Below are 13946 nucleotides of genomic sequence, written 5' to 3' on the forward strand. Positions count from 1 at the left end.
GGAGCTATGCTTGCATGGCGAACCGCGCTTGCGCGGAAATCGACCGGAGGGCGATCAGGAATCTCAGAGCTCGACAGGTCTACCCAAACCATTCCGATCCGGTGTCACCCCAATCCTATTCGCCATGCGAGCATGGCTCCAACGGGGGGAGGGTGGCTGCACTGGTGGCCAAATCGCGACGCGAGCGACGCTCCTACAGCCCAGGTCGTACCGTTGAGCGCGGGCAGGGCATCATCCGATTAGCACGGCCCAACCCGCGTTGCAGCTTGTCGCTTGAAGCTTGTAGCTGCTTTTAAAGATTCTCGTAACGATTCATATCCAGAACTCCGGCCTCGGTAGGCTCGTGTTCTTCCAGATAACGGGTCAGGTCGTGGAAGTAGGTCCAGAACTGTGGATGGGTACGGCGGATGCCGAAGCGGCCAGTGAGTGCGGTGAAATCCTTTTCCTTTTCCACAGCCCGCATGGCGGCGACAAAGTTATCCACCTCATCCGCTTGCACGTTGAACATGAAGTTGGGGTAGCTGGCCAGTACGCCGGGGTAGATCGTCAGGGTATCCAGGGTCGGCTGGTAGCGCAGGGACTCTCCCAGCATGAAGGCCACATTGGTGTGGGCCCGATTGCGAATCAGGGTATAGATTTCCCGCTCGCCGTTTCCATTTTCCACCCGCAGCATGGTGACCTCCGGCATGAAGTTCACGGCTTTAAGATCTTGCGCCAGGGTAGAGGCAATACTGACCAGGGTGGTTTCCGGCTCTTTTAACCAGGCAGCAATGCCATTGCGATGACAGTCTTCCCCATCACAACGGTTGATTGGATCCGGGCGGGCGTTGATCGCGGCAAAGCGTTTCAGTAAGCCGTCGTTGAATTCGTTGACAGGGGTATTGGTCTGATACGCGATGCCGGTGGGGTGTGTGGTATCCACCGATGCATAACTCACATACAGGCGCAGTTTGCCGGTGTTCTGGTACCAGTTGTCCACCACTGGCTTGCGAAGCTCTTTGGGGAAGTAGCGCAGGGTATTCTGCTCTGCGCCGTTGCGAATCAGATCGAAATAGAGACGAGTCTGGGCCTGATGAGATACAGAACCAAACACATTGAAGTTCACCACCAGGTTGTAATAACTACGCTCGAACAAGGGATAATCCATTATCCAGGTGGTCAATGGCAGGTCGCCGATCAGGCCTTTTCGCACCGAGGCATTATCGTGGTGACGGAAGATGGTCAACAGGGCATTGTGGTTTTTTCCATCGCCGTCCCAGAGGCTTTTCCAGGTGGGTCCCTGTGGGTCCTTTTCCCCATAGGCTTGATGTCGCGCGTTCAGGTATTCATTGCGATTGCCGCTGTACTTGAGCCACTGGGGGCCCAGTGACAGCAAATCGTCTTCCTGGCCGGGAAGGCCAAGCAGGCCACTGACTTTGGCGCGGTAATTGGCGTCGGTAATGTAGAGGTCGTGATCCGGATCCTGGAACACCGCCCAGAAGTGGTCGCGTATCACATCGGTGGCTACCTGGCCCCGGCAGACCGGTCCGCGAATAAAGGTGCGGACAAAGTATTCTGCCTCATCCAGCATGAACTGGTATCGGGCTCGTGCGGGAATATCCGCAAAGGTTTGAAAGGGATTGGCGCGTTGATCGTAGCTGTAGCCGGGAAGCTTTTCCACTTCCCATTCGCCGGCAAAGAACTGTTCGCGAGTGCGGGCCAGTTTTTTATCATTAAGGGCAAAGGTGATGTGGGTCTTGTGGACCAGGCTGCCGCGCACCGGTGCCAGCCGATACCAGAAATGCTCGGGGGGCAAGTCATTGGGGCGCACGCTGTCGACGGGCTTCACCGGCTCGCCTGGAGGGGTGCTGGAACGGTACAGCTTGAAGAAGTGATCCGGCTTGCTATCGCTGCCATTGCCGAAATACAGATGGGCCAGGAACAGATGTTCGTAGAGCCAGCGGGCCACCAGTTGATGGCGCTTGTCTGGCTGGTTGAGCATTTTTTCCCAGTCCTGGATCTGTCGTTGTTCGTCTTCTGACAGATCGAAGGTCTGGTAGGACAAAGGGGCGCCTTGTTTCAGCCATTGGCTGACCGTGGTGAATTCCTGGTCGGTGAGCCCGGTAACGGCCAGGGGCATGCCGCCCATGGGATGTTTGTCGGCGTAGTCGGTAAACTCCTCGGGCTTGGGGCAGGCGTTGACTCGCTGCAACCCCAGGGTGATGTCATCCGGTAATTTTTCATTGTCGGAAAAACGGTGCTTCCTGCCCAGCGCAAGCATGTTGTAGAGCAGTGATGACTGCATACCGTCGGTGCTGTCGATGACTGAAAAGAAATCCTTCTCCCGCCATTGCGCGGTCGTCAGCGCGTCCTGAAAAAGGCGGGTAGGGGTCACGGATTCGGTGCGGGCACCGTTGTAGACCTTGTCCTTGCTGGCGCCGCGGTCCAGGCCTTCGGGTGCTTCCAGCTTCAGTTGGCAAGGGGCGTCATAGCAGCCGTGGCAGGCCAGACATTTGCTTTCAAAAATGGGCTCGATATCGGTCTGGTAACTGAGGGGACGTTCGGCAGCGGTAACGGAACAAAGCAGAAAAAACACACAGAGCACATTCAAACGAACCAGATATCGCTGCAACAAGATCATTTCACTGTCTCCTTGTGAATTTGAATCAGTCTAGCGGTGCCAGAAGAGGGTGGCTACGGTTGTGAAGTCGGGCGTGTGGAAACCTTGTAAAAGCGGGTTTCGCAGGGTAAATCAGAACATGGGTACCATGGTGGCGGCCCAGCCTATCAACACGGCGATTACGGCGGCAGCGGTGAGTTGATGACGAAGGTGGCGATACCAGTCGGGCAAGGCTTCGGTGAAGACCATCTGTTCGGTACCCCAGACGAATACCAGCCCGGCGGCCAGCATGGGCAGGGAAAACTCCAGCGGTAGAAGCAGTGCAAACCAACCCAGCACTGCCGGCATGATGCCGAACAACAGGGTGGGAAACTGGTTGCCGCGATCAAACTGATTCAGGGCTCTGCCCCAATGTACTGCACCCAGGAAGGCAATGATGATGGCAGCGTAAGCGGCTACACCCTGTAAGGCCCACTCGCGACAGGCATCCTGCCAGGCCAGCAACGCCAGGCCATAAAACGGGATCAGCCCACCATAGGCAAGCCAGCGAGCACGACGGATGTTGTTGTCGGTATGAGAGCCCAAGGCGGTCATCCATGACGAGTAGAAGTTGAAGCTATTATCTTGCCGCTTGAGTGAAGGTCAGGACAAGGTTAAGCGATTACCGGCTTCCAGGGGCGGGCGGTCAGATGTTTGGGCAGGTATAGGGGGTGAGCCGGTTCCCCGGAACCATTGAGGCGTATGCAGTGCATGGCCGGCAATTGGGTCGACACGGCACTGGCCCGGTCCATGAAACGACCATGATTGCCCCAGGCGGCCACTACCAGGTCCGCTTGGCGAGCCAGCTTGCGCAGCCAAGGGTCGTTTTTCGGGCCTACCGGGTCGTCAGCGGCAAACAGGTCGTCCGGGTAGGTGGCCCGGTAGGCAAACAGGTTAGCCACGCACAGGCCGGAGTAGCCCCAGTCCCGGGCGAAGCCCATGCAGCGACGAATGGTCGGGTCGTCCTGGCGATGGTCGGCGGTGGACGGATTGAGGCCGATCAACAGCATAAAGTCATCGCCTGGCCCCCAGTGCCGCCACAGGGCATAGCGGTATTGGCGGCAGCGGGAAAAATTGGCGCCACGTTGCAGGTTAGGGGCGGTCTTGGTCATGGCTGCGTATTGTAGGCATCTGCCATGATATGGCCAGCAGCAGGAGACGTTAATGGAATTCAATGATGTGATACGGGCTCGCCACAGTGTGCGTGCGTTTACCGATCAGCCGGTCAGCGATGATCAGCTGCAAGCGTTGCTCAACCTTGCCACCACGGCACCGAGCTGGTCCAACACCCAGCCCTATCAGATCGCCATCGCCCGTGGGAAAGTGCTGGAGAGTCTGCGTCAGGAGTTGCCGCCGCGTTTTGACAAACTGGCGGAGCTGCAGAAGGCTTCCATGGTGAAAAAGGCCTTGGCATGGTTTCGCAAGGACGGCATTCCCGATGGGGATTTTCGTCCAGTGGTGGACTACCCGGAGGATCTTCAGCCGCGCCGGGTGGCCACCGGCCGGGGGCTTTATGAGCTGCTGGATATCGGTCGGCAGGATAAACAGGCGCGTCATGAACAGATGCGCGACAACTTCCGGTTCTTCAACGCGCCAGTGGCGATTTTTGTGTTCATCCATGAAGGGCTGGGTGTTTACAGCGCCCTGGATGCAGGGATCTTTCTGCAGAATCTGATGCTGGCGGCCACCGATGCGGGCCTCGGCACCTGTGCCCAGGGGGCGTTAGGCCTGTGGCGTTCGCCACTGGAGCAGCATTTCCAGTTGCCGGACAACTATAAGTTGCTGTGTGGATTGTCGTTGGGCTATGAGGCGGATACCCGCATCAATCAGTTCCGGCCGGACCGTCAGCCGCTCAGCGAGTTGCTGATCAAGGAAAAGTAGCAGTCAGCGCGCGGTAAAGATACGCAGGATGGGAAAGCGGTGGTAACCGAAGAAAACCATCTTGCGCTGCTGCTCGCCAGGGGCGAAGGAGCCTTCCAGGCCGGTGGGGTAACGCCGTTCCCCGTTGGCAAACTCTGCCACCAGGTAGTTGTTCTGCAGGATGCGCTTGCCCCCTTCGCTGTTTTCCAGGGTGACCAACGCCCAGCGTTCCCCATTGTCACTGCTCAGGGTATTGGCTTCCCGTATGCGAAAGCTGCTGGCGCTGGGTTGCAGCGGGCTGTCCCGGTCAAAGCGGGCTTCACCTTCGATCTGCACCGGTGTGTCGAACCGCAGCACGGTGTCGTTGTCCGCCTGCGCCGCTGTGCTGGCGTTGGTAACGGCAACACCCAGCAGCAGCGCTTTACTGAGTCGCCAGACCCTGTCGGGCCAGGTCACGGGTATGGGTAAGCAGACTGGCATCGCCGATTTCTCCATGGCCGGGAACTACAATGCCGGCTTCACGGTAGTGAGTCAGCACGTTTTCCATGGCAACGGGCCAGTGGTTAGCGTCGGAGCCTTCCACATAGCCGATTGCAGTGGCCGAGCCCCCTTTCACTGCGCAGCCTCCGATCAGAACCTCATCGCGGCCATACCAGACAATGATGTTGTCAGGGCTGTGCGCCGGGCCCGGGTAATAGAGTTCCAGATTAGCGAACTTGATCCGTGATTGCTCCGTGAAAGCCTCAATGGTCCGGGGCAGGGGAATGTCCGCATCGTAGAAAGTGTCGGGGTCATTGCGGGCGATGGTTAGTGTGGCCGGGTGGGCCCAGGCGGGAATGCCCCGTGCCGCCAGGGTGCTGGCGCCGCCCATGCGATCGTCGTGGGAGTGGGTCAGGATGGCCAGATCCGGTGCCTTGCCGAACCGCTGTTCCATCCAGTCCAGCAACACCGCTGTGGGCGCGTCGCCCCAGGCGGTGTCGATCAGGGTAAGGGTGTCGTTCTCAATGATGATCAGCCCGTTGGAGGGATAACGGTGCCCCTGAATCACTTCCCAGGAGCGGTGCACCCAGGTGTGTTCGGTCAACGGGTAGACCTGTAAATCATCACTGAGATGGATTTCATCTGCCTGTAGAGACAGGGGGGACAGTAACAGCAGAGCAAGGACGATACGCATCGAGGCCTCCGGGTCAGGAAGCCTCATGGTACGACGGTTTATGATCGGCCGTGTGACCGGCTTGGCATCGGGAAAGAATTTCTCATTTCCGTAGGGGGCAGTTCGCCTTAGGCTCAGTGCACCCCACGGCACGTTAATGAATCTCGATGGTCTTGCTGGCTTGCCCGTGGTTTTCGTGGCGGGGAATAGTCAGCGACAACACACCGTTGTGAAACACCGCCTCCATGGCCTCCCCATCCGCGTCCGCAGGTAGATTAAGCATGCGCTGGAACTGTCCGAAACGCCGCTCACTGTAGTGATAGCCATCGCGTTCGGAGCTCTGCGCCTCCTGCTTCTGGCCGGCAATGGTCAAGGTGTCCTGATGCAGGGTGATACGCAGGTCCTGCTTTTCCACCCCGGGCAGTTCGGCGGTGATCAGGTAATGGTCGTCGCGCTCAAGAATATCCAGGTTAGGGCGAAACGGAATGCTGGGTTCCGCGTGGGGTGCCGGGGTGGTCCAGGCCATATCACCCAGCATCTGCTCAAACCAGTTGTCGAACTCACGGTCCCAGCGCAGCAGGGGGTGACGGGGCTGCCGCTGGGGTAGGGGACGTTCGCGGCTGCTTTCCTGACGCAGCCAGTTCCAGGGGGTAATTTTATGCATATCCATCGCGTTGCCTCCCAAATTACAGGAAATTGCCTTTCACTTTCCTTTGTGAGGCACGCGAGCATCGCTTTCAATGATTTATTGATGAATATTTGATCAATGTCATAGGGGGATCCCCTTGTAATCCTTGCCTGGTGGTGTCACAGATGAAGTGACAGAGGACAGAAAAGGAGAGCGATATGTCCGATCATCACGTTTACAAGAAAGTGGAATTGGTGGGCTCATCCAAAACCAGTATCGAGGATGCCATCGATAACGCCCTGGCCACAGCCAGCGAAAGCCTGAAAATGATGGACTGGTTTGAAGTCACCGAAACCCGCGGCCATATCGTGGATGGCAAGGTGGGGCATTATCAGGTGAGTTTGAAGGTGGGCTTCCGGATTTCCGGGTCTTGATGAGGAGCAAGTTAAAAGTTTCAAGTTGCAACGTGGGATGATTTTGAACCCGCAGAAACAATTCCGCCCGCGCTTCAAGGCTTGAAGCGCGGGCGGAGAGGGGCAGGTTACAAAGAATTTGCCCGCGTTGGAACTTTCAACTTTCCACTTTTAACTTATACCGCTTCCAGGTCCAGGGAGCGCTGGCAGACCCGCGCGGTGCGGATCACGTGGAGCTGGCGGGGAGACAGGTCTTCCGGCAGTTCGACGGTGCTGTGGTCCTGGTGGATCTTGATCGGGCCGATCAGGCGGCTGGGCAGTTTGGCTTCGTTGGCGATGGCGCCAACGATGTTGCCCGGTTTGACGCCATGATCGTGGCCGACCTGAATCCGGTAGCGGCGCATGATCTTGTCACTTTTACCCTTGTTGCCGCGGGGAGCGCGATCCTCACGACGGCCACCTGCTGCATGAGCGGGCTCGCGACGAGTACGCGTTTCCTTGATCATCTTTGGTTCTTTCAGGATCAGAGGCTCACGCTTGAACATCATCATCGCCAAAGCGGTGGCCATGTCGTTGTCGCTGACGTCCATGCTCTCGCGTAGCTGGTTAACCAGAGCGCGGGTTTCTTCCTGGCCGTTGCCTTCCAGTACTGCGGTCAGTTGTTCCTGGAAGCGGGAAATACGCTTGGCGTTCAGATCATCTACGGACGGCAGGGTCATCTTTTCGATGGCTTGGCGAGTAGTGCGCTCAATCTGACGCAGCACGTGTTGCTCACGGCGGGACACGAACAGGATCGCATCGCCTTCGCGGCCGGCACGGCCGGTACGACCGATACGGTGGACATAGGCTTCCGGGTCGCCGGGCATGTCATAGTTCACCACGTGGGTGATGCGTGCCACGTCCAGGCCGCGGGCAACCACATCGGTGGCGATAAGCAGGTCGAAGCGCTTGTCCTTGAGACGCTGAACGGTTTTTTCGCGCTGCTGTTGCGGAATGTCGCCATTGAGGGCCTCAGCCCGCAGATTGCGGCGGTTCATCTGTTCGGCCAGCTCCAGGGTGGCCTGCTTGGTGCGTACGAAGACGATGACAGCATCGTGCTCTTCGGCTTCCAGAATGCGGCACAGGGCGTCCAGTTTGTTCAGCCCGGCCACGGGCCAGTAACGCTGACGAATGCTGGTGCCGGCGGTGGCGCCGACGCCATTGTCGATGCGTACCAGCTTGGGATTTTTCAGGTGCTGATCGGCAACCTTGCGAATCACCGGCGGCATGGTGGCCGAGAAAAGGGCCAGCTGGCAGTCGTCCGGAGTACGCTCGAGTACCCATTTCACGTCATCGATGAAGCCCATACGGAGCATTTCATCGGCTTCGTCGAGCACCAGTGCCTGCAGGTTGGTCAGATTCAGGGAGCCACGTTCAATGTGGTCCATAACGCGTCCAGGGGTGCCTACGATCACCTGGGCGCCGTCACGCAGGCCTTTCAGCTGCGTGCGATATTCACCGCCGCCATAAATCGGCAGTACCTTGAGTCCTTTGATGCCCTGGGCAAACTCTTCACAGGCTTTGGCCACCTGGATAGCGAGTTCACGAGTGGGGGCAAGAATCAGCATTTGTGGTTGACGCAGGGATGCATCCAGCCGTGCCAGCAGTGGCAGGGCGAAAGCGGCGGTTTTACCTGTGCCAGTTTGAGCCTGGCCCAGCAGGTCGTGACCATCGAGCAACAGCGGGATGGCTTGCGCCTGAATCGGCGACGGCTCCTGGAAGCCCTGGCGGGCAATCGCAGCGAGCAATACCTCGGGCAGGCCTAAATCGGCGAACCCGGAACGGGAATCTGACATGTGTTACCTATGAATTGGGAGGAAGGGCCGAGCGAGCGTCGGCGAGGACGCGGCAGTATACGCGCGTTACCGCCTTATTGCACGTTTTTTCGCCAATGTGGTAGGTGGGGCAGGGGCGTCGGGAAGTTGCGAGTTGAAAGTTAAAAGTTGCAACGCGGGGTGGTTTGGCTGCCATCGGGCATAGGCTCTGCCCGCGATTGCCGGTAATGGTGGTGCTGTTCCCGCAGACATGGCAGACCAACATTGGCGGGAGGTGCTGTCTACACAGTCAATGATGACCGGCAATCGCGGGCACGGCCTGTGCCGTAGCTCGAACCCGGCCCGCGTTGTAACTTTCAACTTTTAACTTGCTCCTGCTTTTTAGTTCAGCGGATAAGCCGTCCACCCGTCGGTCCAGTTCTGAACGCTGCCGGGGCGCACTGCACCCAGGTAATTTGCGGCTTCGTCCCAGAATTCCCCTTGGGGAATGGGGCTGGCGCCATTACGGGCCGGGGAGCGTGAGGTGGGGGCGAAGTCCGGGTGAGAAGGGCTGATGGCGTCCCGGGTCAGCATCGGGTCGGTGTCGAACTGGGCGGCCACGGCGCTGCTCTGGAAGTAACGGCGTTCGTCGAAATCACCATCATCGTTATTGTCTCCGGTTTCCGGGTCGAAAAACGTCAGCCCGCGGCTACCGACCCGATTTACCATCATACTTTGAAAGCTCAGTTCCCCTTGCTGGATACGCGCCACGGTTTCCGTGCCTTTCAGGTCGATGGTTTCACCGGAGAAGCCGTCAATAATGATGTTGTGGAAATGCCCGCCGGTGCCTGCTTTGAGGGTCATGGCCCGGTGGTACTTGTCATGGCTGCGGGGGCTGATCAGGGTCACGTTATACATGGTCGGAGCGGAAATGGGGGAGGCATCCGGGTTACCGGCTTGATTGTCACCTTCGAAAGCATTATCCCCGGTGTTCCCATGTTGCTGAATGGCAAGAAACTGAACGTTACCGCGCCACCCCATATCCCAGTCCAGGGAGTCATCGCCAGCGCCGGTGATAACGATATGCTGCAGATCCACGGTACCGCCGAAAACTTCGATGCCGTCGTCCAGGGCCCGGTGCGCCTGGACATGGCGCACGATGGTGCCGTCACCGCAACCCCCCAGGGTCAGGCCGTTGAGTTCGTTGTTGGCATAAACTTCGAAACCGGCAAATTCTATGCGAGTGTATTCCATGATGCCGCAGGATGAGCCTGGGTCATCCCCGCCGAAAGCCCCGCGGGCGTCACCGTGGGGAACCCCTTCTATCTGGGCGTTCGATTTGTTGACCGGGGCGTTACCGAGCATGACTACACCGCCCCAGTCGCCGGCAGCGCGACTGCCTTCCGGTTGGTTGCTGGTAAAGACGATGGGGGCGGCTTCCTGGCCCCGGGAGAACAAGTTGGCATCACGAGTAATCACCAGAGCAGAGCCGGGGCGTCCCTCAATGCGGGTACCCGGCTCGATGGTCAGGTTGGCACCGGCTTCCACATAGACGATGCCGTCAAGAATCCAGGTGGTGCTGGCATGCCAGGTCTGATTGCCGAACAAGGAGCCTTTGACCACCTGCTTGCCGGCAATCAATTGATGAAGAGGCTGATAGGAAAAGTAGCCGATCACGCCGAGCATCACCATGGCCAGCCCGAGCCAGGCGTACATCCATTGAGATCTTGCACGGCGACTGCTGGCGACGGAGGAGCCGCCCAGGGTTTCGGTTATGTCCGGATTGGTCAGTGGCAGCGAAGAGCCGGTGGTTGCCGGGCGTTTATGCAGCAACATGCCGTCGAGGTTGGCGGCCTTCAGCTTCAGGCCAAGGGCGCGAATTTTTTTATTGTCGCTGTTGACTGCCCGGCTGATGACTTCGGCCCGATAGATCGGGTCGTTGAGCAGCGTGTTGAAATGCACAAAGCGCAGGCTGCTGTCATTTTCCTGGTCAAAGTTCTGCTTCAGTTGCCACAGCAATTCCACCAACTGCGCGCGTGGAGACGATACTGCATCCACCATAAATCCCCCCAATCGGATCAGGCGATATTCGAGAGGGGCAGTGTGTAAAAGAAAGATGACAGGAAAGTGAAAAAGAGACGCTACAAGCTATGCCCGTTGGATGGGGAAAGATTGGGAAGTTCCTTGTACTTCGTCATTTCTACGAAGCCGCTGTAGGAGTACCTCTTGAGGTGCGAACCTTGCGGAGCAAGGAAATCGACCGCAGGGCGATCAGGAATGGCAAAGCTCGACAGGTCTCTCCAGAAAGAACGGCGGATAGACGTTGGCCTCTGTTGCCTCGCTACGCTCGGTTCGCACCTCAAGAGGTGCTCCTACGTCATCAACCCTGACCAATGCCCGAATCGTGCCGCGAGCGACGCACCTACAGAGCCGCCCACAAAAAAACGCGGGCAAGGCGCTATGCGATAAGCACGACCCTGCCCGCGTTGCAGCTTGCGGCTTGAAGCTTGCAGCTATTTTTACCCGAGAATCGCGTCAGCCCCTTTCTCGGCAATCATCACCGTCGGCGCATTGGTGTTACCGCCGATCAGGGTGGGCATGATGGAAGCATCGATGACGCGCAGGCCTTCCAGGCCGTGCACGCGCAACTGACTGTCGACCACAGCCATGTCATCGTTGCCCATCTTGCAGGTGCCCACCGGGTGGTAGATGTTGTCGCACTTCTGACGCAGGAAGTTACGGATATCCTCGTCGCTTTCCACATCATTGCCAGGGAAGATTTCATCGCCACGCCAGTCGGTGAGGGCATCCTGGGCCATGATCTTGCGCATGGCCTTGACGCCGCGGACCATGCCTTCCATGTCATCCGGATGCTCCAGGAAGCGCGGGTCGATCAGCGCCGGAGAACGTGGGTTGGCATCACGCAGGGTGATGTTGCCCCGGCTCTTGGGACGCAGAATGCAGACGTGACCTGAGTAGCCGTAGCCCATGCTGAACAGCAGGTTAAGGCCATGGTTGTCCAGTTTGGCGGCGGTCAGGTGTAACTGTAGATCGGGGATTGCTTCGTCCGGGCTGGATTTGATGAAGCCCCCGGCTTCGGCCACGTTGGAGGTGAGCTGACCGTTGCGACGGTAGAAGAAATCAATAATCCCTTTCAGGCCGGTGGTGAGCAGAGCACCCGGCGCCAGGCTCAGGGTGTCCTTGCGCAGGCTCTTGTGCACCACCAGGGCATCCGGGTGGTCCTGCAGGTTCTCACCCACACCGGGCAGGTCGTGCACCAGCGGGATGTTGTGCTCAGCCAGCTCCGCTGCCGGGCCCACACCGGAAAGCTTGAGAATTTGTGGGGAGTTGATGGCGCCGCCGGAGAGGATCACTTCATTGTCGGCTTTCAGAGTACGGATCTGGCCCTTGTGTTCCACTTCCACGCCGATAGCACGTTTGCCATCGAACAGTACCCGGTTCACCAGGGCGTTGGTCATGATGGTCAGGTTGGGACGATCCATGACCGGGTGCAGATAGGCCCGGGCCACGCCGCAACGCTCGCCGTCCTTCTGGTTCACCTTGTACATGCCCATGCCTTCCTGGACGGCATTATTGAAGTCATCGGTGGCCGGGTGGCCAGCTTGAATACCAGCTTCCACAAAGGCTCGGCTTACCGGGTGGTTGAAGCGCAGGTCGGCAATGTTGAGCTTGCCGTGAGTGCCGTGGAACTCACTCTCGCCGGGCTCATAGTGTTCGCAGCGTTTGAACACCGGCAGGACATCGTCGAAGCTCCAGCCTTCGTTGCCCAGTGAGGCCCAGTGGTCATAATCCCACTTGTGACCGCGGGTGTAGCACATGGCATTCACGGCCGAGGAGCCACCCAGGGTCTTGCCCCGGGGGATATAGATCTGGCGATTGTTCAGGGCTTTCTGGGGTACGGTGTAATAACGCCAGTTTCGCGCGTTGGAGCGCATCATCAGGATGATGCCGGCAGGAATGCGGATAAACAGGCTATTGTCTGCCGGGCCCGCTTCCAGCAGGCAGACACGATTGTTGGGGTTTTCGGAAAGACGGTTGGCAAGTACGCAGCCAGCAGAACCGGCGCCGACAATAATGTAATCAAACTGCATGATGTCTGCCTTGAGCTTGGTTGAAACAGGGAATCCGGTGAAAGCTCCTCCCTCAACGGGAGGAGTGAATGTTCGTAAACAAGATGTCTATTCTAGGAAACGCGGCCATGAAAACGAGACCTGTTTGTGACCCGTTGGTCCAATGTATACCAACACTGCTGTTGTTGTCCTTGGCTCTGTTGCCTGTCAGAGCCGTTTCGGCGGCGCCGGAGGGCTGGCGGGAGGTGGTTTTCGATGGCAGGACCGAATACCGCCTGGAGCAGGGTTGCTGGCAAAGTCGGGCATGGGGCACGGCATCGGGTCTGGTTCGGGAAAACACTGTGGATGTGACGCGCACGCCCTATCTGCGATGGCAGTGGCGTGCCGACCAGATAGCGGACTGGCCGGATTTGGATGAGAAGAGCAAGGCGGGAGACGACTTCCAGGCCAGGGTCTATGTGGTGAAGAAGGGCTGGCTGCCCTGGCAGACCCGGGCCATCAATTATGTCTGGTCCCGGCAGGGGACGCCGGGCACGTTCTGGCCCAATCCTTTTGCTTCCCAGGCGGTGATGGTGGTGGTACAGGGGCCGGGCGGCGCCGGGACCTGGCAGTCGTTCAGCCGTAATGTGCGTGAGGATTTTCGTCGCTTTCACGATCTGGAGGTGGACGAGGTAGATGCGGTGGCGATCATGACGGACGGGGATAATACGGGCGCACGGGTGGCCAGTTGCTACCGGCTGCCGGAATTTCGCGTCACGCCTTGAGCGTGGCAGTTGCGGTGCCGACACCGCCCTGTTTATTATTTGTTCAATTCGGTGTCTGTGATCAGGCGATCGTGGTCGTTTGATCAGAGATAACCGGGCAAAGGCACCACGATGTGTGGACCCTATCCAAGAGGCAATAAAGGTTTTCCTTCCAGACTCAGTCTGTTGGCCTCTCTGTCTTCTTTTCCCGCTGTCGCAGAATCGTCACTGGTTTACGAGATCCTGTTCCGGGCTTCGATATGGCAATGTCGAGCCGGATCTGGGGGGGCGCCATAAGGGCGCTGCAATGACCGCGAGGTAGCCCATGAGTGAACGCATCCTGCGTCTGGACAAGACTGGTACTCCTGTCGAATGGCTGGACTGGCAGATGGCAGCCACCCTCTATGCCCGGGGGCTGGTGACCTGGACGCTGGGGGATGTAATCTATCGCTTGCGCGGGGGGACCTGTCGCCTGTCTGGGGAGCGCTCAGCTCTGTCTTTGCACTCCATCATCGCTTGCGATGGCGTGGCCTACCCCCACAAACGCCCGGCACCGCCGTTGACTAACCGGGCCCTGTTCCGGCGAGACCAACATCTTTGTCTCTACTGTGGCAAACCTTTCCCGGA

Annotated in this window: 12 protein-coding genes and 1 pseudogene; 4 read left to right on the top strand and 9 right to left on the bottom strand. The window is 58.4% G+C overall.

Annotation, left to right across the window (positions count from 1 at the left end):
• Positions 1-292: 292 nt before the first annotated feature.
• The 3 genes from HUJ17_RS08010 to HUJ17_RS08020 form a co-directional block, all read right to left on the bottom strand.
• Positions 293-2620 (bottom strand): fatty acid cis/trans isomerase, encoded by a 2328-nt coding sequence (locus HUJ17_RS08010; protein ID WP_290510201.1) that lies wholly within the window; start codon positions 2618-2620, stop codon positions 293-295.
• 111 nt (positions 2621-2731) lie between these two features.
• Positions 2732-3184: a DUF3429 domain-containing protein gene (locus HUJ17_RS08015; RefSeq protein WP_290510202.1), complete on the bottom strand. Its 453-nt coding sequence runs from the start codon at positions 3182-3184 to the stop codon at positions 2732-2734.
• A gap of 68 nt (positions 3185-3252) precedes the next feature.
• Complete coding sequence (locus HUJ17_RS08020; RefSeq protein WP_290510203.1) at positions 3253-3750, bottom strand: DUF1643 domain-containing protein; 498 nt, start codon at positions 3748-3750, stop codon at positions 3253-3255.
• A gap of 52 nt (positions 3751-3802) precedes the next feature.
• Here HUJ17_RS08020 and HUJ17_RS08025 point away from each other — a divergent pair, with 52 nt between their 5' ends.
• Positions 3803-4519 carry a nitroreductase gene (locus HUJ17_RS08025; RefSeq protein WP_290510204.1) on the top strand — a complete coding sequence of 239 codons (717 nt, stop codon included), beginning with the start codon at positions 3803-3805 and terminating at the stop codon, positions 4517-4519.
• A 3-nt stretch (positions 4520-4522) separates the two neighbouring features.
• On the opposite strand, the gene HUJ17_RS08030 is transcribed toward HUJ17_RS08025, so the two are convergent.
• The 3 genes from HUJ17_RS08030 to HUJ17_RS08040 form a co-directional block, all read right to left on the bottom strand.
• On the bottom strand, positions 4523-4954 hold the full coding sequence (locus HUJ17_RS08030) for a hypothetical protein (protein ID WP_290510205.1): 432 nt from the start codon (positions 4952-4954) through the stop codon (positions 4523-4525).
• Positions 4920-5672 carry a subclass B1 metallo-beta-lactamase gene (gene bla, locus HUJ17_RS08035; protein ID WP_290510206.1) on the bottom strand — a complete coding sequence of 251 codons (753 nt, stop codon included), beginning with the start codon at positions 5670-5672 and terminating at the stop codon, positions 4920-4922. Before bla ends, HUJ17_RS08030 begins: the two co-directional genes overlap by 35 nt.
• A gap of 133 nt (positions 5673-5805) precedes the next feature.
• Positions 5806-6321 carry an Hsp20/alpha crystallin family protein gene (locus HUJ17_RS08040; RefSeq protein ID WP_290510207.1) on the bottom strand — a complete coding sequence of 172 codons (516 nt, stop codon included), beginning with the start codon at positions 6319-6321 and terminating at the stop codon, positions 5806-5808.
• Positions 6322-6497: 176 nt separating this feature from the next.
• Here HUJ17_RS08040 and HUJ17_RS08045 point away from each other — a divergent pair, with 176 nt between their 5' ends.
• Positions 6498-6713 (top strand): dodecin, encoded by a 216-nt coding sequence (locus tag HUJ17_RS08045; RefSeq protein ID WP_290510208.1) that lies wholly within the window; start codon positions 6498-6500, stop codon positions 6711-6713.
• A 155-nt stretch (positions 6714-6868) separates the two neighbouring features.
• Here HUJ17_RS08045 and HUJ17_RS08050 read toward each other — a convergent pair whose 3' ends face one another.
• From HUJ17_RS08050 to HUJ17_RS08060, 3 genes are all read right to left on the bottom strand, one after another.
• Positions 6869-8527, bottom strand: a complete 1659-nt coding sequence (locus tag HUJ17_RS08050; protein ID WP_290510209.1) for a DEAD/DEAH box helicase — start codon at positions 8525-8527, stop codon at positions 6869-6871.
• 360 nt (positions 8528-8887) lie between these two features.
• Positions 8888-10546: a hypothetical protein gene (locus tag HUJ17_RS08055; RefSeq protein ID WP_290510210.1), complete on the bottom strand. Its 1659-nt coding sequence runs from the start codon at positions 10544-10546 to the stop codon at positions 8888-8890.
• Positions 10547-11004: 458 nt separating this feature from the next.
• On the bottom strand, positions 11005-12597 hold the full coding sequence (locus HUJ17_RS08060) for a choline dehydrogenase (protein ID WP_290510211.1): 1593 nt from the start codon (positions 12595-12597) through the stop codon (positions 11005-11007).
• A gap of 107 nt (positions 12598-12704) precedes the next feature.
• Between HUJ17_RS08060 and HUJ17_RS08065 the strand changes: the two genes are divergently transcribed.
• Both HUJ17_RS08065 and HUJ17_RS08070 read left to right on the top strand, forming a co-directional pair.
• The gene (locus HUJ17_RS08065; protein ID WP_290510212.1) at positions 12705-13340 is read left to right on the top strand and encodes a DUF3047 domain-containing protein; all 636 of its coding nucleotides are present in this window, start codon (positions 12705-12707) and stop codon (positions 13338-13340) included.
• Between the two features lie 304 nt (positions 13341-13644).
• Positions 13645-13946, top strand: a pseudogene (locus tag HUJ17_RS08070) (HNH endonuclease); the annotation flags it as partial.

The organism is Alcanivorax sp. (assembly GCF_014762765.1).
GTDB lineage: Bacteria > Pseudomonadota > Gammaproteobacteria > Pseudomonadales > Alcanivoracaceae > Alcanivorax.

What these genes read in the sequence shown, in the direction of transcription:
- HUJ17_RS08050 (WP_290510209.1), bottom strand. Translation starts at nt 8,527, where the DNA reads ATGTCAGATTCCCGTTCCGGGTTCGCCGATTTAGGCCTGCCCGAGGTA.
- HUJ17_RS08055 (WP_290510210.1), bottom strand. Translation starts at nt 10,546, where the DNA reads ATGGTGGATGCAGTATCGTCTCCACGCGCGCAGTTGGTGGAATTGCTG.
- bla (WP_290510206.1), bottom strand. Translation starts at nt 5,672, where the DNA reads ATGCGTATCGTCCTTGCTCTGCTGTTACTGTCCCCCCTGTCTCTACAG.
- HUJ17_RS08010 (WP_290510201.1), bottom strand. Translation starts at nt 2,620, where the DNA reads ATGATCTTGTTGCAGCGATATCTGGTTCGTTTGAATGTGCTCTGTGTG.
- HUJ17_RS08040 (WP_290510207.1), bottom strand. Translation starts at nt 6,321, where the DNA reads ATGGATATGCATAAAATTACCCCCTGGAACTGGCTGCGTCAGGAAAGC.
- HUJ17_RS08065 (WP_290510212.1), top strand. Translation starts at nt 12,705, where the DNA reads ATGAAAACGAGACCTGTTTGTGACCCGTTGGTCCAATGTATACCAACA.
- HUJ17_RS08020 (WP_290510203.1), bottom strand. Translation starts at nt 3,750, where the DNA reads ATGACCAAGACCGCCCCTAACCTGCAACGTGGCGCCAATTTTTCCCGC.
- HUJ17_RS08045 (WP_290510208.1), top strand. Translation starts at nt 6,498, where the DNA reads ATGTCCGATCATCACGTTTACAAGAAAGTGGAATTGGTGGGCTCATCC.
- HUJ17_RS08060 (WP_290510211.1), bottom strand. Translation starts at nt 12,597, where the DNA reads ATGCAGTTTGATTACATTATTGTCGGCGCCGGTTCTGCTGGCTGCGTA.
- HUJ17_RS08025 (WP_290510204.1), top strand. Translation starts at nt 3,803, where the DNA reads ATGGAATTCAATGATGTGATACGGGCTCGCCACAGTGTGCGTGCGTTT.